Here is a 24,000-nt window from a genome sequence, read left to right as displayed (position 1 = left end):
CAGCCCGCGCGAACAGACCGCCTGCGATCCCTACGATGCCGACCGGCCACTGAAGATGCGCTGCGCCTGCGGGCGCGTGCACGGCGCGGGTGTGCTGCCAGAAGACAAGCTCGAAGCCAGCCTCATGAAGGCGCTGTTCCCCGTCGACAGCGTGCGGCGCGGCTTCCTGCGCGCCGTTGGCGCCAACACCGCGCGCGCCGCCATCGCCTCGGTGTTTCCGCTCGGCGCGCTGCAGGCCATGGCGCAGGAGAAGGCGCCGCTCGAGAAGACCAGGCTCAAGATCGGTTTCATTCCAATCACCTGCGCCACGCCGCTCATCATGGCGCACCCGCTGGGCTTCTATCAGAAGCAGGGCCTCGACGTGGAAGTGGTGAAGACGGCGGGCTGGGCGCTCATCCGCGACAAGATGCTCAACAAGGAGTACGACGCCACGCACTTCCTGTCGCCCATGCCGCTGGCCATTTCGATGGGCGCGGGCTCCAACGCGGTGCCCATGAACGTCGCGACCATCCAGAACACCAACGGCCAGGCCATCACCCTGGCCAACAAGCACAAGGACAAGCGCGACCCCAGGACCTGGAAGGGCCTGAAGTTCGCCGTGCCCTTCGAGTACAGCATGCACAACTTCCTGCTGCGCTACTACGTGGCGGAAGCGGGCCTGAACCCCGACACCGACATCCAGATCCGCGTGGTGCCGCCGCCCGAGATGGTGGCCAACCTGCGCGCCGGCAACATCGACGGCTACCTCGGCCCCGACCCATTCAACCAGCGCGCCGTGTTCGAGGAAATCGGCTTCATCCACCTGCTCACCAAAGAGCTGTGGAACGGCCACCCGTGCTGCGCCTTCGGCTCCTCGACCGAGTTCATCGAGAAGAACCCCAACACCTTCGCCGCGCTGGTGCGCTCGGTGCTCACCGCATCGGCCATGGCGCGCGATCCGAAGAACCGCGAGCTCATCGCGAAGGTGATCGCGCCCGCGCAGTACCTGAACCAGCCCGAGACCGTGCTCATGCAGGTGCTCACCGGCAAGTTTGCCGACGGGCTGGGCAACATCCGCACCGTGCCCGACCGGGCCGACTTCGACCCTATTCCCTGGCAATCGATGGCCGTGTGGATGCTCACGCAGATGAAGCGCTGGGGCTACGTGAAAGGCGACATCAACTACAAGCAGATCGCCGAAAAAGTCTTCCTGCTCACCGACGCGAAGAAGCGCATGAAGGACCTGGGCCAGGCCGTGCCCGATGGCGCCTACCCCAAGTTCACGATCATGGGCAAGGTGTTCGATCCGGCGAAGCCCGACGACTACGTCAAGAGCTTCGCCATTGCGAAGATGGCCTGAGCCATGCCGAAGAAGGCCCTCTCGTTCAGGGCGGCGCTGGTGTCGCTGCTGATGTTCCTGCTGCTGGTCGGCGTGTGGCAGCTGGCGACCGCACCGACCACCGGTGCCTCCGCTGTAGCAGGCATGACAGCCGAGCAGATCGAATACCAGAAGATGCTTGGCAAGGACCCGACGCAGGGCCAGGTGAAGAGTTCGGGCTTTCCCACGCCGGCCGAGATGGGCGCCACCGCGTGGAAGCACCTGTCGAATCCGTTCTACGACAACGGGCCCAACGACAAGGGCATTGCCATCCAGTTGGCCTATTCGCTGGCACGCGTGGGGTTGGGCTTTGCGTTGGCGTGCCTGGTTGCAGTGCCGCTGGGCTTCGTCATCGGCATGTCGCCGCTGCTGCACAAGGCATTCGATCCGTTCATACAGGTGCTCAAGCCGATCTCGCCGCTGGCGTGGATGCCGCTGGCGCTCTACACCATCAAGGACTCGTCGGTCAGTGGCATCTTCGTGATCTTCATCTGCTCGGTGTGGCCGATGCTGCTGAACACGGCCTTCGGCGTGGCCTCGGTCAAGCGCGAATGGCTCAACGTGGCCAGCACGCTCGAGGTGAAGCCGCTGCGCCGCGCGTTCCGCGTGATCCTGCCGGCGGCGGCGCCGACCATCCTCACGGGCATGCGCATCAGCATGAGCATTGCGTGGCTTGTCATCGTGGCGGCCGAGATGCTGGTGGGCGGCACGGGCATCGGCTACTTCGTGTGGAACGAGTGGAACAACCTGTCGCTCACCAACGTGATCTTCGCGATCTTGCTGATCGGTGTCGTGGGCATGCTGCTCGACCAGGCCTTCGCGGGCCTGCAGCGGAAGGTGACGTATGTGGAGTGAGCGTACCGATCTTGCGACCCAAGGCGAAGTCATGACTCAACCCGTTGCACCCACCGCCGCCGTGGAGGCGCCAGGCGCCCGCGGCTTCCTGCGCATCGAAGGGCTCGCCAAGGCCTTTGTGCCAACACGGCCTGTGTTCGCGGACGTGTCGTTCACGCTCGACCGTGGCGAATTCGTCTGCATCATCGGCCACTCGGGCTGCGGCAAGACCACCATCCTCAACGTGCTGGCAGGCCTCGACCAGGCCAGCGCAGGTCACGTCTTCATGGACGGGCGCGAGGTGGCGGGCCCCAGCCTGGAGCGCGGCGTGGTGTTCCAGAGCCATGCGCTCATGCCGTGGCTCACCGTGCGCAAGAACATCGCGTTCGCCGTGGTTTCGCGCTGGCCAGAGTGGTCGGCCGCGCAGGTCGATGCACAGGTGGAGCGCTTCGTTGCCATGGTCGGCCTGCAGGCGGCCATCGACAAGAAGCCGTCGCAGCTTTCGGGCGGCATGAAGCAGCGCGTGGGCATTGCGCGTGCCTTTGCCATCCAGCCCAAGATGCTGCTGCTCGATGAGCCCTTCGGCGCACTCGATGCGCTCACGCGCGGCACCATTCAAGATGAATTGATGGCCATCGTGCGGCAGACGCAGCAGACCGTCTTCATGATCACGCACGACGTGGACGAGGCCATCCTGCTGGCCGACCGCATCCTGCTGATGACCAATGGCGCCGACCTGCCGCAGGGCGGCTACCGTGCGGGGAACATCGTCGAGACGGTGGTCAACCCGCTGCCGCGCGAACGCACCAGGGCCTCGCTGCACCACTTGGACGGCTACTACGCGCTGCGCAACCACATCGTCGACTTCCTCGTCACGCGCGCGAAGGCGTCGTGAGCCTTCCGCTTTTCTTCAATCCAATCAGGAGCAAACCCGCATGAACCGCAACGACGTCACCGAGAAAATCATCACCGTCAAGGTGAGCAAGGGCATCCAGTGGGCCGACGTGGCCAGGAAGGTCGGTCTCTCGAAGGAGTGGACCACCGCCGCCTGCCTCGGCCAGATGACGCTCGACGACAAGCAGGCCAAGGTCATCGGCAAGATCTTCGGCCTCACGGTCGAGGAACAGAAGTGGCTGCAGGTGGTGCCCTACAAGGGCTCGCTGCCCACGCCTGTGCCGACCGATCCGCTCATCTACCGCTGGTACGAAGTGGTGAGCGTGTACGGCACCACCATCAAGGAGCTGATCCATGAAGAGTTCGGCGACGGCATCATGAGCGCCATCGACTTCAGCATGGACATCCAGCGCCAGGCCGACCCGAAGGGCGACCGCGTCAACGTGGTGCTGTCGGGCAAGTTCCTGCCGTACAAGACCTATTGAATTACTGGACGTACACGGAGGGATGCGGCTTCTGCCTGCTGGGCGGCCGCATCGTTCCGGCCGTGATGCCATAGCCTTCGATGGCCCCGGCAATCGACCGGGCCACTGCATCCACCGGCACTGCAAGTCGCCGGTTCGTGCGCATGCGTTCGCGGGCGTAGCTGGCCGCGATGCGCTCGGCCAGCGGGTCGCTCGGGCCGTTCACGTCGGGGCTCACCACCGTCACGTGCAGGCGGCCGGCATGCTCCTGCCGCAGTCCCTCGGAGATCGCGTTCACCGCGTACTGCGTGCCGTGGTACACGGCCGAGTTGGGCGACACGCCCTGCATCGCCACCGGCGCCACGTTCACGATGTGGCCCCAGCCCTGCTCCTGCATCGTCGGCAGCACGGCCGCGATGCCGAGCAGCACGCCGCGCAGGTTCACGTCGATCATGAGTTCCCATTCCTCGATCTTGCGGTTCCACAGCGGCGACATCGGCATCACGCCCGCGGCGTTGACGAGCACGTCGATCTGCTCATGCGTCTCGAGGGCGAATTCGGCAAAGGCTTCCACGTCGGGCCGGTGCGTCACGTCGAGCCGCTGGAAGCTCGCCGTGCCGCCCGTGGCCTCGATTTCGGCCACGAGTGCCGCGAGCCTGTCGGTGCGGCGCGCACCGAGCACCACCTTGGCGCCGCGCCGCGCAAGCAGCCGCGCGGTCGCTTCGCCGATGCCGCTGCTCGCGCCGGTGATGAGAACGACTTTTTCCTGGATTGCGGTCATGGAGAACTCCTCGTGCTGGTCTGGTTGCCGTGGGGCTCACACAGAAAAGAGCGTGAGCCGGGCATGGAAAGAAGTTTCGCTTCCGAGGTGCTTGAGGTGGTATCCGAATCGAACGTGGTTTTTGCCTGATCCTGCAAAACGCGAGGCCGATCCGGTTGCCGCTCAGCGCCGCGTAGTGCTTTTGCTTTCGCGGTAGAGCACCATGCCGGCGTGGTACAGCACGCCTTCGCGGAACTCGCCGTCGGCCGTGAAGCCGGTGTCGTCGACGTAGTCGATGTGATTGCCGGTGAGCGTGTAGCGGCCCTGGTAGGCGCTCTGGCGCGTGCCGCGGGCTTCGTCGTAGCGGCCGTTTGGAAGCAGTTCGTGGCGGATATGACCGTCTTGTGTCACCCACATGCCCACGTAGCGGTTCGGGTCTTCGAGCAGCCTGGGGCGTTGCGCCTGGGCCTGCGAAGGCCCGGAGGCCATGGCGAGGGACAGCGAGAGCGCGGTGATTGCGCCGGTGCGATGTGCGGTGTTCATGGTGCGCCTTGGGTCGTGAATGGAGGGAGCGTCCATTCTTGAAAAAGGCGCGAGCGGGGCGGTAGTCGCTTTATGCGAGTTTCTTGCCTGATTCCCCGAAGGCCGGGGATTGGTGCCGTACGCCTGATGCATCCATCGGTAAGTCGCTTCACACCATGTTGCCGAGATTGAGCCGAGCTCGGAAATCGATGATGCTCTGTCGATGGACAAATCTCCCGAGATCCCGGCCCGCCCGCGCATCTACCTGGCGGGCCCGGACGTCTTCCGTCCCGACGCGAGAGATCACTTCATCCGGCTGACTGCCGCGTGCGATGCGGCCGGCCTCGCGGCACTGCTACCCGCCGACGGCAACGAGGAGCAAACCCCCGACGCCCCGGAAATGCAGATCTACAAAGCCAACATGCAGCGCCTTCGCAGCGCAGACGGCGTCGTTGCCAACCTCCAGTGCTTCAGGGGCATGGAGCCCGATTCCGGCACGGTGTTCGAAGTTGGCGCGGCGATTGCGCTGGGGATTCCGGTGGTGGCCTACGGCGTGCCCGAAGGCAGCTATGCAGACCGCGCGCGGGCGGCATTGCAGTGCGAGGTCGACGCGAATGACGTGCTGCGCGAAAGCGGCACCGGCATCGCGGTCGAAGACTTCGGTCAGCCGCTGAACCTGATGCTGGCCTGCTCGATCCACATCGAGCCCACGCCGGAAGCTGCGTTGAAGAAGATGGCAGCGCTATTGGCTGTCCGCCACGCGACAGAGGCTGGAAACCCCTGATCGAAGCTCCGTTCATCAGCACATAGGATGGTGCTCCCTTCAAATCGGAGCACCGCATGCCCACCACCGAGACCCACTTCGAACTGACCGCCAACGACGGCGTCACGGTGGAGGTCCATCGCTGGCAGGGCGCGACTCAGCGGGCCGTCATCCAGCTGGCGCACGGCATGGGCGAGCATTCGCTGCGCTACCGGCATCTAGCGGATGCGCTGGTGCAGGCCGGCTACGTGGTCTATGCGAACGAGCACCGCGGCCATGGCAAGGGCGCTTCGGAGCGCGGTGAACTGGGCGAGTTCGGACCGCGCGCGTTCGCCGGGCTGGTGGACGACATGGCGCTGCTGAGCCACCACGTGCGTGGCGTGCATCCCGGCCTGCCGCTGATTCTTGTGGGCCACAGCATGGGCTCGTTCGCCACGCAGTACTACCTCGTCAAACACAGCGCGCTGCTGGCGGGCGCGGTGCTCTCGGGCACTTCGGCGCTCGACTTGCTGGGTGCCGCATTGCAGTCTGGCTTCAAGCTGGAAGACATGAACGCCGCATTACCAGACGTTCGCACGCCCTTCGACTGGCTCAGCCGCGATCCGGCGCAGGTCGATGCCTACATTGCCGATCCGCTGTGCGGCTTCACGGTATCGGCCGAGGGGCTGGGTTCGATGTTCGCGAATCTCGCCGACCTGACGCCTGCCGCGATGCGCAAGCACATCCGGCCCGAGCTGCCGCTCTATCTGTTCATCGGTGATGAGGACCCGGTCAGCAACAAGGCCGAGTGGTTCTATCCACTGGTGCAGCGCTACCGCGAGGCGGGGCTGCGCGATGTGTCGTGCCACGTGTTCGGTGGCGCGCGACACGAGACGCTGAACGAGGTCAACCGTGAGGAAGTCGAGGCAGTGTTGCTGGCGTGGATTGCGCGGGTGGTGGGGAAGCGCTGAGCGCTGCCCCGTCTACTTCCTGCAGTCGCCGCCGACGGACACGGTGCCGTCCTTGCATTCGGTGAGGATCGGTTCGCCCGACGATGTGGGCGGGACCGCCGAGGCCGAGCCCGGCCCGGACCCGGCGTCCTTCAGGTACACGACCTTCTTGCTGCCGAGCTCGCAGCTGCCCACCACCTGGCCGTTCGCCGATGCGTTGGCATCGACGACGGTGACGGTGAAGCGCGCCACGCCGGCCGCGGCAATCTTCGATTCGACGCGGGTGCGCAGGGCTTCGCAGTCTTCGGCCCCGTGCGCAGTGCCTGCCGCGCCAGCCAGGGCCAGCGCGGCGGGAAGCATTGCGAGCCAAGGCTTCATGGCTGCCACCCGCTCGATATGCATCAGCCCTGGGCCGACGCCAGCGCCGCGTTGAGCGTGGCGCTCGGGCGCATCACGGCTTCGAACTTGGCGGGGTCCGCCAGGTAGTAGCCGCCGATGTCCACCGGCTTGCCCTGCACGGCCGAGAGTTCGTCGACGATCTTCTGCTCGTTGCTGGCGAGCGTGCCGGCCAGCTTCACGAACTGGGCCTGCAGTTCCTTGTCGTCCGTTTGCGCGGCGAGTTCCTGCGCCCAGTACATGGCCAGGTAGAACTGGCTGCCGCGGTTGTCGAGCTGACCGGTCTTGGGCGACGGGTTCTTGTTGTTGTCGAGCAGCTTGCCGGTGGCGGTGTCGAGCGTCTTGGCCAGGATGGCGGCTTTCTTGTTGCCGGTCTTCAGGCCCAGGTCTTCCAGGCTGACGGCCAGCGCGAGGAATTCGCCCAGCGAGTCCCAGCGCAGGTGGTTTTCTTCCACCAGCTGCTGCACGTGCTTGGGGGCCGAGCCGCCCGCGCCGGTCTCGTACAGGCCGCCGCCGGCCATCAGCGGCACGATCGACAGCATCTTGGCCGAGGTACCCAGTTCCATGATGGGGAACAGGTCGGTCAGGTAGTCGCGCAGGATGTTGCCGGTGGCGCTGATGGTGTCCAGGCCGCGCACGACGCGCTCCAGCGTGTAGCGCATGGCGCGCACCTGGCTCATGATCTGGATGTCCAGGCCCGAGGTGTTGTGCTCGTGCAGGTACATCTTGACCTTGGTGATCAGCTGCGCCTCGTGCGGGCGGTAGGCGTCCAGCCAGAACACCACCGGCATGCCCGAGTTGCGCGCACGGGTAACGGCCAGCTTGACCCAGTCGCGGATCGCGGCGTCCTTGACCTGGCACATGCGCCAGATGTCGCCTTGCTCCACGTTCTCGCTCATCAGCACTTCGCCGCTGTCCAGGTCGGTGATGTTGGCGACGCCGTCCTCCGGGATCTCGAAGGTCTTGTCGTGCGAGCCGTACTCCTCGGCCTTCTGGGCCATGAGGCCCACGTTGGGCACCGTGCCCATGGTCTTGGGGTCGAAGGCGCCGTGCCACTTGCAGAAGTTGATGATCTCCTGGTAGATGCGGGCGAAGGTCGATTCGGGCATCACGGCCTTCACGTCCTTCAGGCGGCCGTCGGCGCCCCACATCTTGCCGCCGTTGCGGATCATCGCGGGCATCGAGGCGTCCACGATCACGTCGTTGGGCGAATGGAAGTTGGTGATGCCCTTGGCCGAGTCGACCATCGCCAGCTCGGGGCGGCCCTCGTGGCAGGCGTGCAGGTCGCGCTTGATCTCGTCCTGCGTGCTCTGCGGCAGCGTGGCGATCTTGTTGTAGAGATCGATCATGCCGTTGTTGACGTTGATGCCCAGCTCGTCGAACAGCTTGCCGTGCTTCTCGAAGGCTTCCTTGTAGAAGATCTTCACGCAGTGGCCGAACACGATGGGGTGCGAGACCTTCATCATGGTGGCCTTGACGTGCAGCGAGAACATGACGCCGGTCTTGTGCGCGTCCTCGATCTCCTTTTCATAGAAGGCCAGCAGTGCCTTCTTGCTCATGAACATGGAGTCGATGACCTCGCGGTCCAGCAGCGCGACCTTGGGCTTGAGCACGATGGTCTTGCCGCTCTTGGTGATCAGTTCCATCTTGACGTTGCGCGCGCGGTCCAGCGTCATGGACTTTTCGCCATGGTAGAAGTCGCCGCCGTGCATGTGCGAGACGTGCGAGCGCGAGGCCTGGCTCCAGTCGGCCATGCTGTGCGGGTTCTTGCGTGCGTATTCCTTGACCGCCTTGGGCGCGCGGCGGTCGGAGTTGCCTTCGCGCAGCACCGGGTTCACCGCGCTGCCGGTGCACTTGTTGTAGCGCGCGCGGATGTCCTTGTCCTCGTCCGAGGTCGGGTTCTCCGGGTAGTCGGGGATCTTGTAGCCCTTGCCCTGCAGTTCCTTGATGGCCGACTTGAGCTGGGACACCGAGGCGCTGATGTTGGGCAGCTTGATGATGTTGGCCTCGGGCTTGAGCGTGAGCTTGCCCAGTTCGGCCAGGTTGTCGGGCACCTTCTGGTCGTCGCTCAGCAGCTCGGGAAATTCGCCCAGGATGCGGGCCGCCACGGAGATGTCGCTGGTGGCCACGTTGATGCCGGCCGGGTTGGTGAAGGCGCGGATGATGGGCAGAAACGCGTAGGTCGCCAGCAGGGGCGCCTCGTCGGTGAGGGTGTAGACGATGGTGGGTTGCTTCGAGCTCATGCGCTTGCTTCCGTAGATCCTGGGTTGTCGGGTTGGCTGGAACTTCCGGCGGAACGGGGATAGGGGTGTTTTCGCCGGAATCCCCGATTGTCGCCCGGCTGGGGCCAGGTTCGGCCGGATGGGGCCCGATGACCCCCTTCGGCGGGCGCTTTAAGGCTTCAGCATTTCCCGCGCCAGGTCGACAAAAGCGCGCAGCTTGGGTGCCTGCGCCGCGCGGCGCGGAAAGTACAAAAACAGCCCCGGCTCGTCGAAAGCCGTGCGCGGCAGCAGCTGCCGCAGGCGGCCGTCGCGCAGTTCGGCGCGCACCAGCGGCTCGAAGATGTAGGCAATGCCCACGTCGGCCAGTGCCAGATCGCGGGCATACAGCGCGTCGGTGACGCGCACCGTGCCCGGCACTTCGACCGACACGTGGGCGCCCTTGTCGCGCAGCTCCCAGGCGTACACGCCGCCTGATGTGACGAACCGAAAGCCGATGCAGTTGTGCTGCTGCAGTGCGTCGATGTTGCGCGGCTCGCCGGCCGTGGCCAGGTAGCGCGGCGTGGCCACCATGATGGCCTGGAAGGGCGGCGTGAGCCGCACGGCGACCATGTCTTGCGCCACGGTGTGCCCCAGCCGCACGCCCGCGTCATGGCCGCCGGCGACGATGTCGGCCAGGCCGTCGTCGCAGGTAATTTCGACCGTGAGTTCGGGGTGGCGGCGCGACATTTCGGCCACCAGCGGCGTCATGGCCAGTGGCAGCGCCACGTGCGGCGCGTTGATGCGCAGCACGCCGCTCACGCGCCCCAATGCTTCACCGAAGCGGTCGACCGCATCGGCAATCTCGCCCATGGCGGGGCCGAGCATGCCGATGAAGCTGGCGCCGGCCTCGGTGAGCCGCACGCTGCGGGTGGTGCGTGCGAACAGCGGCTGGCCCAGGTGGTCTTCGACGGCGCGCACCGCGTGGCTCACGGCCGAGGCGCTCATGCCCAGTTCGGCCGCGGCAGCCGCGAAGCCGCCGCGCCGGTGCACCGCCAGCACGATCGCGAGGTGTGGGAGCAGGGTGCGGTCCATTCATGCATCGTATCGCAAGGTGAATTCGATTTGAACCGTCTAGTCGATGAATGCGATTGCTGGAACAGTCACGCCATGCCTCTCCAACAACCCGCAAACACCGAAGGAGCCACCCTCATGTCCACCACCGCCAACACTCCCGAAACCCGCAAGACCTGGTTCATCACCGGCGCTGCTTCCGGCTTCGGCCACGCCTTTGCCGAACACGCGCTGGCGCAGGGCCACAACGTGGTCGCCACCGCCCGCGACGCCGGCCGCCTCGCCGATCTCGTGGCGCTGGCGCCCGACCGCGTGCTGGCCACGCCGCTCGACGTGGATGTGGCCGGCGCAGCCGAAGCCGCCGTTCAAGCCGCGGTCGCGCGCTTCGGCCGTATCGACGTGCTCATCAACAACGCCGGCTACGGCGTGGTCGGCGCGCTAGAAGAAACCCCCGACGCCGAGCTGCGCGCCCTGATGAACACCAACTTCTTCGGCGCCATGGCCGTCACCCGCGCCGCGCTGCCGGTGCTGCGCGCGCAGCAGGCGGGCGCTATCGTCAACATCTCCAGCCTGGGCGGGCAGTTGTCGTTCTCGGGCTTCAGCGCGTACTCGGCCTCCAAGTTCGCGCTGGAAGGCGCCTCGGAAGCGCTGGCGCAGGAAGTGGCACCCTTCGGCATCAAGGTGCTGATCGTCGAGCCGGGCCAGTTCCGCACGCAGCTCGCGGGCAGCGGCATGCGCCACATGCCGGTGATCGAGGCCTACCAGCCGGTGGTGGGCGCTACGCGCGAGTTCGCGCACACCATGCACAACACGCAGGCCGGCGATCCGCGCAAGGCGGCGGTGGCCATCGAGAAGGCGCTGGACGCCGAACACACGCCGCTGCGCTTGCAACTGGGCGACGATTCGGTCGATGCGGTGCGTGCGCATGCGCAGGCGCTGCTCAAGGACATGGAGGCCTGGGAGGCCGTGAGCCGCAGCACGAACTTCGACGCGGCCTGAAGAGACGCTTCAGCCGAGCGGCAGCTCGATGGTGGCCGCGAGCGGCACCGTGTCGATGCGCGCCGCGCTGGCCACGATGACCGCCTGCTCTGACTGCGCCGAAAAGCCGGTAAGAGTGGCCCACAGGCAGCGGGTCGACGGTGCATCGAGCCCGGCCGTCGGTTCGTCGAGCAGGATGAGCGGGCGGCCCGATGCAAGCCCGGCCGCCATCCACACCTTGCGCTTCGAGCCGGTCGAGAGCATGAACATCTTCTTGTCCAGATGCGGGGCGAGCGCAAAGCCGTCGGCAATGGCCTGCCACTTCGCGTCGCTGAAGCCCGCGTCGCCCTCGACGAGCGAGGCCGTGCATTCGCGTGCGGTGAGCTGGTCGAAGCGGTCGGTCACCGGATCGACGAAGAACACCTGGCGGCGATAGGCCTCGGGCGCGGCATCGAGGCTCACCCCCGCCACCGTCAGCCGCCCGGTGGCGGGCAGCGTGCCTGCAATCACCTGGAGCAGTGCCGATTTGCCGGTGCCGGTGTCGCCATAGAGCAGCGTGACGCCCGGGCCGATGGATGCGCTCCAGTTCGACACCAGCGCAGGCTGGTCGGGGTACGCGAAGCGCAGCGCATCGATCCGGAGGAGGGGAGAAGAAGAAAGATTCATGGTCGGAGCCGACTTTAGCAAGCGACCCTCGCGCAACGCCCAGGCCGTGGCTACCATTCGGCTCCATGAAAAAGCTGTTGCCGCTGCTGCTCTCCCTGCCGTTCGCCGCTCCCGTGCTCGCCGCGCCGTCCGCGCAGGTGTTCGATGCCGTGAAGAAGCCCGAGTCGCTCGATGCGCAATGGCGAGCGCACCTGTGCGCGTTGCTGCCGCAGCCCTGCGACGTGCAGGAGCTCGGCCTGTACCGCCCGCGCGGCGCTTCGCCCAATGACTACGTGGTGCTCTCTGGCGAGCCGTTGGTCATGGCGCGCATCAAGCGAGGCATCGATGCGAAGAGCTGGCAGCTCGATCGCCTCCATGACTTCTCGGACTACGCGCAGGGCCTGAAGAAGGACGCCGACCGGCCCGACACGCACCTGTCGCTTGCGCCCGCGCTCTACCCGCTGGCTGAAGGCAAGTGGGCCGTGGCCGTGCTGCAGACCGTGTTCGAGGGGTACTCCGGCGGCGGCGCCTCGTTCGACACGGCCGACTTCATCCCGCTCGAAGGCGGCAAGGCCGTGCAAGAAGGCATTCCGTTCTCGTGCTTCAAGATGATCCGCGCCTGCTTCAGCGAGAAGGAATACAAGACCTCGAAGCACTGCCACGACGAAAGCAACGGCAGCCTGCGCATCGCCTACGGCGAAGCCGCGAAGCCGGGTGCGCCGTATGAGTGGCAATACACCTGGCTGCAGAGCGAGTGGCCGCAGAACGAGCCGAAAAGCTCAGCGAGCAGCACGCGCATCCGCTTCACCGCGAAGACTACCGAGCGCGCGGATTTCTGCGGCGGGCCGCAGTAAGGCAGCAGACCTGCTCAGTGCCGGGGCACGGTCGTCGTGCCCACGTGCATCGTGCGGCCGGCGCCCAGCCCCGCGACGACGAGCGCGATGCCCAGCCCGATGAAGAGCCACGACGAGGCGCGAAAGCTCCCCGTCCAGCCGTGCAGCAGCCCGGCCACCAGCGGACCGAAGGCAGCCACCATGTAGCCCACGCCCTGCGCCATGCCCGAGAGGTGCGCGGCCACGTGCGAGTCGGGCGAGCGCAGCACGATCATCGTGAGCGCCAGCGCGAAGGTGCCGCCCTGTGCAATGCCCAGCAGCACGGCCCAGGCCCATACCCCACCGAGCGGCGCGAACAGCATCGCCAGCATGGCGCCCACCGTGAGCATCGCCAGCACCACGGCCAGCCCGCGCTGGTTGCGCAGCTTCACCGCCAGCGCCGGCACCACGAGGCAGGTGACCACCTGCGTCATGACCGACAGCGACACCACGTAGCCGGCTGTTTCGCTGCCGAGGCCGCGCTCGCGCAATATCGGCGCGAGCCAGCCCATCACGATGTAGGCAAGGGCTGATTGCAGCCCCATGAAAAAGGTGACCTGCCACGCCAGCCTGTCGCGCCACAGGCCGCGCACCGTGAAGCCCGATTCGCTCGCCACCGGCTTCAGCGGCAGGGCCTGCGGCGCCCAGATGAGGGTGACCAGCGCGGCCGGCAGCGCCCACATAGCGAGCGCCATGGTCCAGCCGCCGCCCAGCGCGTGCTCGATGGGCACCGTGAGGCCGGCGGCGCTGGCCGCGCCGCCGCACACGGCCATGGTGTACAGGCCCATCACCAGCGCCGCCTGCGCCGCGAAGTCGCGCTTCACGAGGCCTGACAGCAGCACGTTCGACACCGCGATGCCGCTGCCCGCGATGGCGGAGGCCAGGAACAGCAGCGGAATGTTGCCGGTGCCGCGCAGCACCGTGCCGACCAGGATCAGCACCATGCACGCGAGCAGCGTTCGCTCTGTGCCGAAGCGCCGGCCCAGGCCCGGCGCGAGCGGCGCGAACACGCCGAGGCAGACGATCGGCAACGTGGTCAGCAGGCTCGCGGCGGTGGACGAGAGCCCGGTGGCCTTGATGATTTCCGGCAGCACCACCGAGAGGCTGGCGAACACCGGGCGCAGGTTGAAGGCGATCAGCACCACGCTCGCGCCGAGCAGGATTCGGCGGGCGAGGGTGGGCGCGGGTGTGGGCCGCGGCATGGGCAGGCTGTCGGCTTCGGCGTCGATCAGCAGGTCGTTGCTTGCGTGGCGCGTAGTGGCGCCGTTGCCCGGCGCGAAAGTGGCCGAACTCATCACGAGCCCAGCGCCAGCGCGTTGATCATCGGCGCCATGAAGGTGCGCACCGCCGCGGCGGCCACGTCGGGGTCGCGGCTGGCAATGCCTTCCACGATGGCGCGGTGCGCGGCCTCGTCGGGCTCGGGCAGGTTGCTGCTGCCCAGCGAACTCGCGATGGTTTCCTTGATGTAGCCCGTGATGAAGCGGCAGGTTTCGGCCAGCGCGAGATTGCCCGACACGTCGACGATGGCGAGGTGAAAGGCGAGGTCGCGTTCGATGAAGCCCGCGCCGTTGTCGCTGGCGTCGAAGGTGCCGCGCTTGTCCAGCAGGGTGTGCAGGCGGCGCAGGTCGCGCGCCGTGTGGCGCACCGCCGCGAGCCGCGCGGCCTCCACTTCGAGCGCGCGGCGCACCTCGAACTGGTCGCGCAGGCTGGCCAGGCGCATCTTCTGCAGGCTGGACGACGGGTCGAAACCCGAGCGAACGTAAGTGCCCGAGCCCTGGCGCACTTCGAGCAGCCCGCGCGACACCAGCGTCTTGACCGCCTCGCGCACCGTGCCGCGGCTCACGCCCAGCAGTTGCGCGAGCTGCGGCTCGATGGGTATGCGGGAGCCGACGGCCCAGCGGCCGGCGGAGATTTCGGCGCGGATGCTGTCGGCGGCGGTGTCCGCCAGAGATGTGCGAGGGGCTTGGGCGAGCATCAGGTGGGCCTAGTCATTCAATGATTGGACGAATTTTGCCGTCCGAAGCCCGGACTGTACATCCGCTGATTGGCCCGGACGGCAACCGGGCCAATTACCGGCGCGCGCTTTTCGTCACCACGCCCGCGCCGCGCACTTCGAGCCGGCGCTGGTCGACCACCTTGCCGCTGGCGTCCACCAGTTCGATCACGTGGCGCCCCGGCCAGGGAAACCACTGCACGCTGTTGCCGCGCGCAAAGGGCTTGCCGTCGACGCGCCACTGCACGCCGCGGCCTTCCGAGTCGAAGCGCACGCGCTGGCGCTGGGGCGGAATGTCGGGGTCGAGCGCGATGATGGTGCCGTCGGTCAGCGCGGTGATGCGCGCCGAGACGGTGTCGGCCGCCATGCCGGTGTCGAGCGCGAACAGCGGCTGCTCGGTGCCCTGCAGGAACCATTCGCTGCGCGCCGCTTCGAGCGGGTTGCCGTCGGCGCCGGGGCCGAAGCTCACGCGCGTTTCGACGAGGCCCGGCGGCGGCGCGGGCGCGCGGCTCGGCTCGCGTGCGTGCAGGAAGCGCATCACTTCGGCCCATACCGGCGCTGCGCCGCTGGTGCCGCTCACGTCCCACATCGATTCGCCGCTGGCGTTGCCGACCCATACACCCACCGTGTAGCGCTGCGACCAGCCCACGGCCCAGTTGTCGCGCATGTCCTTGCTGGTGCCGGTCTTCACGGCCGTCCAGAAACGGGTGGAGAGGATGCTGTCGAGGCCGAAGGTGCGCGTGCGCGCGTTCGGGTCGGAGAGGATGTCGCCGACGATGAAGGCGGCGCGCGGGTCGAGCAGCGGCGGGGCGCCTGCCTTCGTCCTGTCCGCAGGCACAGGTGGCCGCGCGGTCAGCGTCGTCGTGCCGTAGCGCCCGCCGTTGGCCAGCATGCGGTAGGCGTTGGTGAGCGACAGCAGCGACACCTCGGCGCTGCCGAGCGCGAGGCTGTAGCCGTAGTAGTCGCCGCTCTCGCGCAGCGGCAGGCCGGCTGCACGCAGCTCGCGCGCGAAGGCCTCGGGCGACACCATCACCAGCGTGCGCACCGCCGGCACGTTGAGCGACGCAGCCAGCGCGGTGCGCGCCGACACAGGGCCCTTGAAGCGGCGGTCGTAGTTCTGCGGAATGTAGAGGCCGCTGGCGGTGCTGATCTGCGCCGAAGAATCCTCGATCAGCGAGGCCGCGGTGATGCGCCGCTCGGCAATCGCCTGGCCGTAGAGCAGCGGCTTGAGTGTGGAACCGGGCTGCCGCAAGGCGGTGACGCCATCGACCTCGGCCGCCTGGCTCAGCGGACCGGAGGAGCCGACCCAGGCGAGCACTTCGCCCGTCGCGTTGTCGAGCACGACGAGCGCGCCGTCTTCCACGTGGCGCTCGCGCAATTCGCGCAGGTGGCGCTGCAGGGAGTCGAGCGCAAAGCGCTGTAGCGGTGCGCGCAGCGTGGTGCGCACGCCGACTTCCCTGTCTTTATCCTTCGGCCGCTGGGAGAGGGTCGGGGTGGGGACTGCCCCCGCATTCGCGTCCCTCAGTTCCCGCAGCACACGCCGCGTCGCATGCGGCGCAATCCCTTCGTTCGCCTCGAAGGCCTTTCGCTGCACCGCCGCGCTGGTGAACATGTCGAGCGCCTCGCAGTCGGTCTTCTGCTGCGGCTCCATCGCGCGCAGCACCTCGCAGGCGCGCTGCGCCACCACGGCGGGCTTGGCATTCGGCGCGCGCACCAGCGCCGACGCAACGGCCGCCTCGCGCGCATCGAGCCCGCTCGGCGCCTTGCCGAACAGCGTGCGCGAGAGCGCGTCGATGCCCACGATCTCGCCGCGGAACGGCACGGTGTTGAGGTACGCCTCCAGGATCTGGTCCTTGCGCCAGTTGCGCTCCAGCTGCGCGGCCGCCACCGTCTGCCCGATCTTCTGCGTGAAGCTGCGCCCGCCCGAGTTGCGGCGCAGGTCTTCGTCGAGCAGGCCCGACAGCTGCATCGTGATGGTCGAGGCGCCGCGTGTGCGCGTGTTCCACAAGTTGCCCCAGGCGGCGGCAGAGACCGCGCGCCAGTCGATGCCACTGTGCTCGTAGAAGCGCTTGTCCTCGCTCAGCACCATGGCCGTGCGCAGCGCGGGCGACACATCGGCCAGCGCGGTCCACTGGCCGCGACGCACGGTGGGGTCGGTGCGCACGCGCTGCAGCAGCTCGCCGTTGCGGTCGAGCACCGCGGTGTCGGACGAGCGGAAATCGCGCTTCACTTCCTCGAAGCTGACGAGAGCCCAGGCAGAGTGCGCGCAAGCCACGGCCAGCAGGGCAGCGGCGAGGGTCTTGCGGGCGGGAATGAGGGGCGCGAGCTGCATCGAAAAGATTCGTGTCCGAAAGGCATGAGGCCACGACATTCTCGGCGATGCACCACGGGAACCTCGCCTACTCGGGGACGGGCGGCCCGCCGCCTTGCCGGAGCTGGAACTCCGGCTCAGAGTTCTCTTCAGGTTCCACATCCGGTAACGAACTTCACGCAAGGGCCTCAATCGAGAAACCCAACGCGTACCGGCGTGGCCTTCAATGCAGTACCGGCTCGCAGGAGGCGAACCCCGGTTTCACAAACACTCCAAGGAGAACTCACATGACGAAGACATTGGCGATCCTGCTGGCCGCATCGGCCATCCTGGCCGGCTGTGTGGTCGCACCCTACGACCGTCCGCCGCCGCCGCGCGGCCAGCACTACGGCGACCGTGACCGCGACGGCGTGCCGAACCGCTATGACAGGGACCGTGACAACGACGGCGTCCCCAACCGCTACGACCGCAATCCGAACAACCCGTACCGCAACTGAGCGGCCACTAAAGAAAAGGCCGCGAAGCATGGCGCTTCGCGGCCTTTTTTCATGGGGCTGAGCGGGGCGGCTACACCGGGCGGCGTGCCATCAGAGCCCAGATGCCCGCCGCGCTCAGCAGCGAGCCACCCGCGAAGTTGAAGCGCCGCTGCGCGCGCGGCGACGACAGCAGCTTGCGCGCCGAGCCAGCGAACACTGCATAGAGCGTCGCGTTGGTCGCCGCCAGCACCACGAAGGTGACGGCCAGCACCCAGAGCTGGCGCGTCACGTCGGCCGCCGGGCTGATGAACTGCGGCAGGAAGGCCACGAAGAACACGATGCCCTTCGGGTTCAGCGCCGTCACCAGGTAGGTGTTGGCGAACAGCCGCAGCCGCGAGGCGGGCGCGGCCGGCGCGGCGACCTCGGTGGACGAGATGCCCGCGCGCAGCAGCTTGATGCCGAGGTACAGCAGGTACAGCCCGCCCACGCACTTGACCACCGTGAACCAGAAGGCCGATGTGGCCAGCAACGCGCCCAGCCCCAGCAGCGACACCACCAGCGCCGTCGAGTCGCCGAGCGCCACGGCCGCCACCAGCGGCACGTTGGCGCGGCGGCCGTGCGACATGGAATAGCTGATCACCGTCAGGATGGTCGGCCCCGGAATGATCAGCATGACGGCGGAGGCCGCGACGAAGGCGAGCCAGAGTTCGATGGGCATGTGTATATCTCCAGATGGTGGTTTGTGCGGGAAGCGGTTCTCTTCGTCAGATTCCGATGGCTGTGCGCGCGATGTGCCAGGTGCCGCGGTGCCCGTCCACGTAGCTTATCGGCGAGTTGGCGAGGTCGTCGAGGTCCATGTCGTCCAGGCAGGTCACGTTCACGCCATAGGCGCTCGCGCCGGTCTCGGGCGAATGGCCCACGCCGAAGGAGCGCACGCTGCAATGCCTGCAGACGATGTAGTGGCTGTTGCGGGTGTCGAGCATCTGCTCGCTGAGTTCGGATTCGCCTTCGATCAGCCGGAAGGCATCGGTCGCGACGATGGCGGGCCAGAAGCGGGTCTTGGTGCAGATCGAGCAGTTGCAGCGCAGGGTGCCCAGGCTCAGGTCGATATCGGCTTCGAATCGAACGGCGCCGCAATGGCAGCCGCCCGTGTAGGTCTTTTTCATACGCTCGGAATTCGCATGGTGGTGCTGGAGAGCACCATATCAAAGGCGATGCCGCGACGCTGGCGGCAGGTTATCCGGCGGGGGTGCTGCCGAAGCGCACGGCGGCGCGGGCCTTGGCGCGCTCGGCCTCGATGGCCCGATCGCGCGGCTCGGCCGTGGTGACCAGCGAGTCGATCAGCCGCGCCGCGGTGGCGGCCACTTCATCGACCGCTCGCTCGAAGGCTTCTTCATTCGCCCTGGACGGCACGCTGAAGCCGCTGAGCTTGCGCACGAACTGCAGCGCGGCGGCGCGGATCTCCTGCTCGGTGGCCGGCGGCTCGAAGTTGTAGAGGGTCTTGATGCTGCGGCACATGGGCACTCTCCGTTCGACGACGCTGTCCAGTCTAGCGAAGCAGGGCCATGGCGTGGGCGTCGTAGTACACGCCGTCGATCAGGTTGGCGCGGCGGTACGTGCCTTCGAGCTCGAACCCGAATCTTTCGTACAGCGCCTTGGCGTTGAGGTTGTCGGTGCGCACCGACAGCGCGATGCGTGTCAGTCCGCGCGCCCATGACTTGTCGATGGCGGCCTGCAGCAGCGCGGCGCCGAGCCCCTTGTGCCGCGCCTCGGGCAGCAGCGCGATGCCGAGCACGCCGATGTGCGCCCTCGAATGCCCGAAGACCGGCGCGACGTCACACCAGCCGACCACGGCCCGGCCATGCAAGGCCACGAAATGCGGGAAATCGTTGGCCAGCACGTCGCGATAGAAGGCGATCGATTGTTCGAGCGGCGGCGCCTCGATCAGCGCCAGGTACTTGTGTTCGCGCGCGACGATGTCGACTGCACGATGCAAGCCTTCGAAGTGCTCTTTTGCGGTTGATGCGGTCGATCTTCCAGAAGCGCGTGGAGCCGATGACCTTGCCGGTCTCGCGCAGCACGGTGGCGAAGGGCATCACGGTGCCGGCGTCCCGGCCGGCGAGGGCGTTGCCGATGTAGGCATCGACGGTTTCCGCCGAGGGCACGACGGTGAACGGCAGGCTCCAGAGTTCGCCGTCAGAGGCTGCCTCGACGAGCGCCGCCGCGTCGGAATCGAGCAGCGGGCGCAGCAGAAGGCGGGGGCCGGTGAGTGAGGGTTGCGCGAGCGACATGAACAGGACGATAGCCGATGACCCCGGGGCAGGGCAGCCACCAGTGGACGGCAGCGGGCCAATGCCCATAATGTGCCGGTCGTCCCAAGCCCCATGGCGTGGAGGAAAACCAAGATGTCTGCTGCCATGTTTGCCGCCCTGTTCTTCACGGTGGCACTTCTCGTCACGACGGCTTACTTCATCATGGGTTCCATCCCGCTCCTGGTGCTGAAGCACGACACGCCGCTCGACGCCCGCTTTGTGCGGGGCTTCTTCAACATCTACTACCGCGCCGCATTCGTTACCGCGGCTGCAACGGCCGTCAGCTTTGCATTTGCGGGTCGCCCGGGGCTCGCGGTGGGTGCTGCGGCGCTGGCGTTGATTGCCATCGCGCTGCGCAAGAAGGTCATTCCCAAGATGGACGCGCTCGGGGCGCAGATCCAGTCCAACTACATGGATGCGATCCCGGGATTCCGCAGGACTCACATCACCGCAATCCTGATCAACCTCGCCCAGCTCGTGGCGATCGTGTGGAGCCTTATCGCCTTGAGCCGGTAACGGGCGGCTCAGGGGGCGATGAAGTGCGCCGCACGCTCCGCCACCATCACCGTCGGTGCATTCGTGTTGCCCGAAACCATGCAAGGGAACACCGAGGCATCGGCCACATAGAGGCCTTCGATGCCATGAACCTTCAACGTCGGGTCCACGACTGCCAGGTCGTTGATGCCCATCTTGCAGGTGCTGGTCGGGTGATACAGGGTGGATGCGTGGCCGCGAACGAAATCGCGCAGCTGCGCATCGGTGACTGCGCCCGCACTGGCTGAAATCTCATCGCCGAGGTGTTCGGCGATGGGCGCCTGGCGCAAGATCTCCCGGTTCAGGCGGATGCCTTCCACCAGAAGCTGCAGGTCGCTACCCTGCGCGTCGCTGAAGTACCGAGGGTCGATGGCCGGCGCCTCGAGCGGATCGGCGGAACGCAGGCGCAGCTCGCCATGGCTCCGCGGTCGCTGCAGGACCGAGAAAAGCGTGATGCCCGGGCCTGCCGAGAGATGGCGGTTGTGGTCGCGGTTGGCGCTCGGGATGCAATAGAGCTGCAGGTCGGGGTCGCCAGTGCCGGGTTCGACGCGCGCGAAGCCCCCGCATGAAGACCAGTTCGAGGCGAGCGGTCCGCTGCGGTCTTGCTCCCATAGCTTCATGTGGAGCTCCGCCTCTTCATCCGCAGCCTGTGCAATGCCGAACCGCTCGTGCGTGGCACAGGTGATGGAGGCGTTGACGTGGTCCTGCAGGTTCTTGCCGACGCCGGGCAGGTCGATCAGCGGGCGTATGCCGACGCGGGAAAGCTCGTCGGCCGCACCGATGCCCGAGTTCAGCAGCAGGTGAGGCGAGCCCACGGCGCCTGCACAGAGCACCACCTCGGAAGAGGCGGTGACGCGTCCGGGAATCCCGTTGTGAAGAAACTCCACGCCGGTCGCCCGCGTACCGTCGAAGATCAGGCGCAGGAGCGTCACGCCGGTGTGCAGGGACAGGTTGGGACGCGCCAGCGCGGGCGCCAGGAACGCACTGCCGGTGCCGAAGCGCGCGCCGTCCTTCACCGTGGCCTGGAACAGCCCGACGCCTTCCTGGCGCGGGCCATTGAAATCTTCGTTCGCCGGCAAGCCGGCTGCCTGCGCGGCCTGCAGCCAGAGGCGCTCGACCGCGTCGACGTGCGCGATGTCGGAGACGACCAGCTCCCCTTCGCCGCCGTGCAGGGGCGAAGCGCCAAGCCGAAGGTTCTGCTCGGACCGCTTGAAGAACGGCAGTACCTCTTTCCAGCTCCACTCGGTGCATCCGGCCGCTGCCCAGCGGTCGTAGTCGGAGGGCACGCCGCGCATGTAGATCATCGCGTTCAGGGCGCCCGATCCACCGACCATCCTGCCTCTGGGCCAGTACAGGCGCCTTCCCTTGCAACCTGGCTGCGGCTCGGTATGAAAGCTCCAGTCCACCTCGGTGTTCAGCATCGACGACCACAGCGCCGGAATGCTGGAAGCGCGGGGCGGGGCCCTGCCCGCCTCGAGCACCAGCACCTTGCGGGCCGGATCAGCCGACAGCCGGTTCGCCAGCACGCAGCCTGCGGTGCCGGCGCCCACGATGATCGTGTCGTACGTCCTCAAAGCGCCGGATGCCGCTGGTGCCAGTCGGTCGCCTGCTGAAAGGCCCAGCCCGCGCGTACAAGCAGTTCTTCCTCGAAATGGCGGGCGACGAACTGGAAGGCGACCGGCGTGCCGGCCTCGGTGAAGCCGCCCGGCAGCGTGATCGTGGGGCTGCCGCTCATGTCGAAGGGGCATGTGTAGCGCAGCATGGCGGACATCAACGCGGCATCCTCGCCGAAGGTGGCCATGCGCGCGAGCGTGGGCGACGCCACGCCGTGGGCCGGCACCAGCAGCAGGTCGATGCCCTCGAACATCGCCCGCACCCGGCCGCTGAAGGCATGGCGGTTCAGCACGATCTTCTGGTAGTCCATGCCGCTCTGTGCGCGGCCGAGGTCGAGCAGGCCGGACAGGGCCGGGCCGTACATGTCCTTGCGTGCGGGGTAGGTCGACTCGTGCACCACGGCCGCCTCGATGCCGCAGAGCGGAAACCAGTCGGCGATGACCTGCGCTGGGTCGGGGAAGGCAACTTCGCGCACTTCGGCGCCCAGCTCGCGCACAGCCGCGAGCGCGCCTTCCATCACCTTCAAGGTCTGCGCATCGACGCCCTCGCCATTCCAGCGCGCATCGATGCCCACGCGCAAGCCGCGCAGGCCCCGCTGCATGCCCGCCAGGTAGTTGGGCACGGCCGCCAGGCTCGCGGTCGGGTCCTTGGGGTCGGCGCCCGCGATGGCGCCGAGCATCGCGCCCGCATCGGCGGCGCTGCGCGTCATCGGGCCGATGTGGTCGAGTGTCGCGGCCAGCTCGAAGGCACCGTAGCGGCTCACGCGGCCCCAGGTCGGCTTGAGGCCGGTGAGCCCGTTGGCGGCGCTGGGGAAGCGGATCGAGCCTCCCGTGTCGGTGCCCAGCGAGCCATAGCAAAGCCCCGCCGCGGTCGCGACGCCCGAGCCGCTCGACGACGCGCCCGACCAGTGCGCCGCATTCCACGGATTGACCGGCGGCGTGACTGTGGGGTGGTGGTCGGCATACGCGCTCTCGGTGAGCTGCAGCTTGCCGAGGATCACGGCGCCGGCCTCGCGCAGCTTGCGCACGGCCGTGCCGTCCTCGGTGGGCACGAAGTCCCGGTAGAGCGTCATGCCGGCGGCGGTGGCCACGCCCTCGGTCCAGCACAGATCCTTTACCGCGACCGGCACGCCATGCAGCGGCCCGCGAATCTGGCCCTTTGCGATCTCCGCCTCGGCGCGGCGCGCTTCGGCCAGCGCCTGATCGGCCGTCACGATCGCATAGCTTTTCAGCGCGCCGTCGACCTTGCCGATGCGGTCGAGCTGCGCTTGCGTGACCTCGACCGGCGAGAGCTCCTTGCGGTGGATGCGCTGGCCGATGTCCACCAGCTCGAGGTAATGCAGTTCGTTGCTCATCCATGGACTCCTGTGTATTGACTCATGATTTCGAAATCGCCGAGGTGCTCGCGCGGGATCTCCCCGCCGATCTGGCCGCGCTTGATGACGAGCACTCGCTGCGACACCGCGGCGATGAACTCGAGGTTCTGCTCCACCAGCACGATCGTGAGCTTCATGCGGTCGCGCAGCGCCGCCAGCGTTTCGGCGATCTCCTCGATGATCGAAGGCTGGATGCCTTCGGTGGGCTCGTCGAGCAGCAGCAGCGTGGGCTTTCCGGCCAGTGCGCGGGCCAGTGCCAGCAGTTGCTGCTCGCCGCCCGAGAGCGAACCGCCGGGCCGTTCGAGCAGCGGCTTGAGGCGCGGAAAGTCCTCCAGCAGCCCCTCGATGGTGTGCAGCGTGCGCTCGCCGGTCTTCACCAGGCCCATGCGCAGGTTGTCCATCGCGCTCAGCGTCGGAAAGATCTCGCGCCCCTGCGGCACGTAGGCCATGCCGAGGCGGGCTCGCGCATGCGGCGCAAGGCGCGTGACGTCGGCATCGCCGAAGCGCACGGTGCCCGATGTGGCACGCAGCGCGCCGATCAGCGTGCGCAGCATGGTGGTCTTGCCCATGCCGTTGTGGCCGAGGATGCCGACCGATTCGCCTTGTGCGATCTTCAGCGAGATGTCGTGCAGCACGGGGATGGCCCCGTAGCCTGCGTGAAGACCCGATACGTCCAGCATTTTGTGGTGCGCCTTCGGG

27 protein-coding genes are annotated in these 24,000 nt (G+C 67.3%); 10 read left to right on the top strand and 17 right to left on the bottom strand.

Annotated elements, in window-relative coordinates:
- The first annotated feature begins 55 nt into the window (after window positions 1-55).
- The 4 genes from AC07O3_RS12060 to cynS are packed head-to-tail and all read left to right on the top strand — an operon-like array spanning window position 56 to window position 3,570.
- A complete protein-coding gene (locus AC07O3_RS12060; RefSeq protein ID WP_371127537.1) occupies window positions 56-1,339 on the top strand; it encodes a CmpA/NrtA family ABC transporter substrate-binding protein in 1,284 nt (427 codons plus the stop codon).
- Between the two features lie 3 nt (window positions 1,340-1,342).
- Complete coding sequence (ntrB, locus tag AC07O3_RS12055; protein ID WP_495339406.1) at window positions 1,343-2,212, top strand: nitrate ABC transporter permease; 870 nt, start codon at window positions 1,343-1,345, stop codon at window positions 2,210-2,212.
- Between the two features lie 31 nt (window positions 2,213-2,243).
- The gene (locus tag AC07O3_RS12050; RefSeq protein ID WP_495339405.1) at window positions 2,244-3,086 is read left to right on the top strand and encodes an ABC transporter ATP-binding protein; all 843 of its coding nucleotides are present in this window, start codon (window positions 2,244-2,246) and stop codon (window positions 3,084-3,086) included.
- 40 nt (window positions 3,087-3,126) lie between these two features.
- Complete coding sequence (gene cynS, locus AC07O3_RS12045; protein WP_093049166.1) at window positions 3,127-3,570, top strand: cyanase; 444 nt, start codon at window positions 3,127-3,129, stop codon at window positions 3,568-3,570.
- A gap of 1 nt (window position 3,571) precedes the next feature.
- On the opposite strand, the gene AC07O3_RS12040 is transcribed toward cynS, so the two are convergent.
- On the bottom strand, window positions 3,572-4,330 hold the full coding sequence (locus tag AC07O3_RS12040) for an SDR family oxidoreductase (RefSeq protein WP_495339404.1): 759 nt from the start codon (window positions 4,328-4,330) through the stop codon (window positions 3,572-3,574).
- Between the two features lie 162 nt (window positions 4,331-4,492).
- Complete coding sequence (locus AC07O3_RS12035; protein ID WP_256328808.1) at window positions 4,493-4,852, bottom strand: Atu4866 domain-containing protein; 360 nt, start codon at window positions 4,850-4,852, stop codon at window positions 4,493-4,495.
- Between the two features lie 202 nt (window positions 4,853-5,054).
- Here AC07O3_RS12035 and AC07O3_RS12030 point away from each other — a divergent pair, with 202 nt between their 5' ends.
- Both AC07O3_RS12030 and AC07O3_RS12025 read left to right on the top strand, forming a co-directional pair.
- Complete coding sequence (locus AC07O3_RS12030) at window positions 5,055-5,615, top strand: nucleoside 2-deoxyribosyltransferase (protein ID WP_093172259.1); 561 nt, start codon at window positions 5,055-5,057, stop codon at window positions 5,613-5,615.
- Between the two features lie 56 nt (window positions 5,616-5,671).
- Window positions 5,672-6,544 carry an alpha/beta hydrolase gene (locus AC07O3_RS12025; protein WP_093049174.1) on the top strand — a complete coding sequence of 291 codons (873 nt, stop codon included), beginning with the start codon at window positions 5,672-5,674 and terminating at the stop codon, window positions 6,542-6,544.
- A 12-nt stretch (window positions 6,545-6,556) separates the two neighbouring features.
- Here the strand turns inward: AC07O3_RS12025 and AC07O3_RS12020 are convergent, their stop codons facing one another.
- From AC07O3_RS12020 to AC07O3_RS12010, 3 genes are all read right to left on the bottom strand, one after another.
- On the bottom strand, window positions 6,557-6,901 hold the full coding sequence (locus tag AC07O3_RS12020) for a DUF1161 domain-containing protein (protein WP_495339403.1): 345 nt from the start codon (window positions 6,899-6,901) through the stop codon (window positions 6,557-6,559).
- 23 nt (window positions 6,902-6,924) lie between these two features.
- A complete protein-coding gene (locus AC07O3_RS12015) occupies window positions 6,925-9,162 on the bottom strand; it encodes an NADP-dependent isocitrate dehydrogenase (protein ID WP_093049177.1) in 2,238 nt (745 codons plus the stop codon).
- A gap of 150 nt (window positions 9,163-9,312) precedes the next feature.
- Entirely contained in the window at window positions 9,313-10,212 is a 900-nt protein-coding gene (locus AC07O3_RS12010) for a LysR family transcriptional regulator (RefSeq protein ID WP_495339402.1), read from the bottom strand.
- Between the two features lie 117 nt (window positions 10,213-10,329).
- Between AC07O3_RS12010 and AC07O3_RS12005 the strand changes: the two genes are divergently transcribed.
- A complete protein-coding gene (locus AC07O3_RS12005) occupies window positions 10,330-11,190 on the top strand; it encodes an oxidoreductase (RefSeq protein ID WP_495339401.1) in 861 nt (286 codons plus the stop codon).
- A 9-nt stretch (window positions 11,191-11,199) separates the two neighbouring features.
- Here AC07O3_RS12005 and AC07O3_RS12000 read toward each other — a convergent pair whose 3' ends face one another.
- Entirely contained in the window at window positions 11,200-11,835 is a 636-nt protein-coding gene (locus AC07O3_RS12000; RefSeq protein WP_495339400.1) for an ABC transporter ATP-binding protein, read from the bottom strand.
- A 65-nt stretch (window positions 11,836-11,900) separates the two neighbouring features.
- On the opposite strand from AC07O3_RS12000, the gene AC07O3_RS11995 reads away from it, so the two are divergent.
- Window positions 11,901-12,668: a hypothetical protein gene (locus AC07O3_RS11995; RefSeq protein WP_354337345.1), complete on the top strand. Its 768-nt coding sequence runs from the start codon at window positions 11,901-11,903 to the stop codon at window positions 12,666-12,668.
- 14 nt (window positions 12,669-12,682) lie between these two features.
- Here AC07O3_RS11995 and AC07O3_RS11990 read toward each other — a convergent pair whose 3' ends face one another.
- The 3 genes from AC07O3_RS11990 to pbpC form a co-directional block, all read right to left on the bottom strand.
- Window positions 12,683-13,981 (bottom strand): CynX/NimT family MFS transporter, encoded by a 1,299-nt coding sequence (locus AC07O3_RS11990; RefSeq protein ID WP_495339399.1) that lies wholly within the window; start codon window positions 13,979-13,981, stop codon window positions 12,683-12,685.
- Window positions 13,981-14,661, bottom strand: a complete 681-nt coding sequence (locus AC07O3_RS11985; protein ID WP_093049192.1) for a FadR/GntR family transcriptional regulator — start codon at window positions 14,659-14,661, stop codon at window positions 13,981-13,983. The genes AC07O3_RS11990 and AC07O3_RS11985 overlap by 1 nt, the downstream gene beginning before the upstream one ends.
- 94 nt (window positions 14,662-14,755) lie before the next feature.
- Entirely contained in the window at window positions 14,756-17,011 is a 2,256-nt protein-coding gene (gene pbpC, locus AC07O3_RS11980; RefSeq protein WP_495339398.1) for a penicillin-binding protein 1C, read from the bottom strand.
- Between the two features lie 266 nt (window positions 17,012-17,277).
- On the opposite strand from pbpC, the gene AC07O3_RS11975 reads away from it, so the two are divergent.
- The gene (locus tag AC07O3_RS11975; RefSeq protein WP_093049198.1) at window positions 17,278-17,487 is read left to right on the top strand and encodes a thrombospondin type 3 repeat-containing protein; all 210 of its coding nucleotides are present in this window, start codon (window positions 17,278-17,280) and stop codon (window positions 17,485-17,487) included.
- Window positions 17,488-17,557: 70 nt separating this feature from the next.
- Here AC07O3_RS11975 and AC07O3_RS11970 read toward each other — a convergent pair whose 3' ends face one another.
- The 5 genes from AC07O3_RS11970 to AC07O3_RS11950 form a co-directional block, all read right to left on the bottom strand.
- Window positions 17,558-18,184, bottom strand: a complete 627-nt coding sequence (locus AC07O3_RS11970; protein WP_093050364.1) for a LysE family translocator — start codon at window positions 18,182-18,184, stop codon at window positions 17,558-17,560.
- Between the two features lie 46 nt (window positions 18,185-18,230).
- The gene (locus AC07O3_RS11965; protein WP_093172250.1) at window positions 18,231-18,632 is read right to left on the bottom strand and encodes a GFA family protein; all 402 of its coding nucleotides are present in this window, start codon (window positions 18,630-18,632) and stop codon (window positions 18,231-18,233) included.
- 70 nt (window positions 18,633-18,702) lie between these two features.
- Window positions 18,703-18,984 (bottom strand): DUF2277 domain-containing protein, encoded by a 282-nt coding sequence (locus AC07O3_RS11960; RefSeq protein WP_097199841.1) that lies wholly within the window; start codon window positions 18,982-18,984, stop codon window positions 18,703-18,705.
- A gap of 31 nt (window positions 18,985-19,015) precedes the next feature.
- The gene (locus tag AC07O3_RS11955) at window positions 19,016-19,411 is read right to left on the bottom strand and encodes a GNAT family N-acetyltransferase (protein ID WP_495339628.1); all 396 of its coding nucleotides are present in this window, start codon (window positions 19,409-19,411) and stop codon (window positions 19,016-19,018) included.
- Window positions 19,302-19,757: a GNAT family N-acetyltransferase gene (locus AC07O3_RS11950; protein WP_495339397.1), complete on the bottom strand. Its 456-nt coding sequence runs from the start codon at window positions 19,755-19,757 to the stop codon at window positions 19,302-19,304. The genes AC07O3_RS11955 and AC07O3_RS11950 overlap by 110 nt, the downstream gene beginning before the upstream one ends.
- Before the next feature lie 114 nt (window positions 19,758-19,871).
- On the opposite strand from AC07O3_RS11950, the gene AC07O3_RS11945 reads away from it, so the two are divergent.
- Window positions 19,872-20,294: a hypothetical protein gene (locus AC07O3_RS11945; RefSeq protein WP_495339396.1), complete on the top strand. Its 423-nt coding sequence runs from the start codon at window positions 19,872-19,874 to the stop codon at window positions 20,292-20,294.
- Between the two features lie 8 nt (window positions 20,295-20,302).
- Here the strand turns inward: AC07O3_RS11945 and AC07O3_RS11940 are convergent, their stop codons facing one another.
- From AC07O3_RS11940 to AC07O3_RS11930, 3 genes are read right to left on the bottom strand one after another with little or no spacing between them, the layout of a single operon-like run.
- Complete coding sequence (locus AC07O3_RS11940; RefSeq protein ID WP_495339395.1) at window positions 20,303-21,886, bottom strand: GMC family oxidoreductase; 1,584 nt, start codon at window positions 21,884-21,886, stop codon at window positions 20,303-20,305.
- Window positions 21,883-23,280: an amidase gene (locus tag AC07O3_RS11935; RefSeq protein WP_495339394.1), complete on the bottom strand. Its 1,398-nt coding sequence runs from the start codon at window positions 23,278-23,280 to the stop codon at window positions 21,883-21,885. Before AC07O3_RS11935 ends, AC07O3_RS11940 begins: the two co-directional genes overlap by 4 nt.
- Entirely contained in the window at window positions 23,277-23,981 is a 705-nt protein-coding gene (locus AC07O3_RS11930) for an ABC transporter ATP-binding protein (RefSeq protein WP_093172238.1), read from the bottom strand. The genes AC07O3_RS11935 and AC07O3_RS11930 overlap by 4 nt, the downstream gene beginning before the upstream one ends.
- Window positions 23,982-24,000: the final 19 nt, after the last annotated feature.

This window comes from Variovorax sp. GW821-FHT09D05 (genome assembly GCF_059416325.1).
This window is presented reverse-complemented; position numbering and strand designations above follow the sequence as displayed.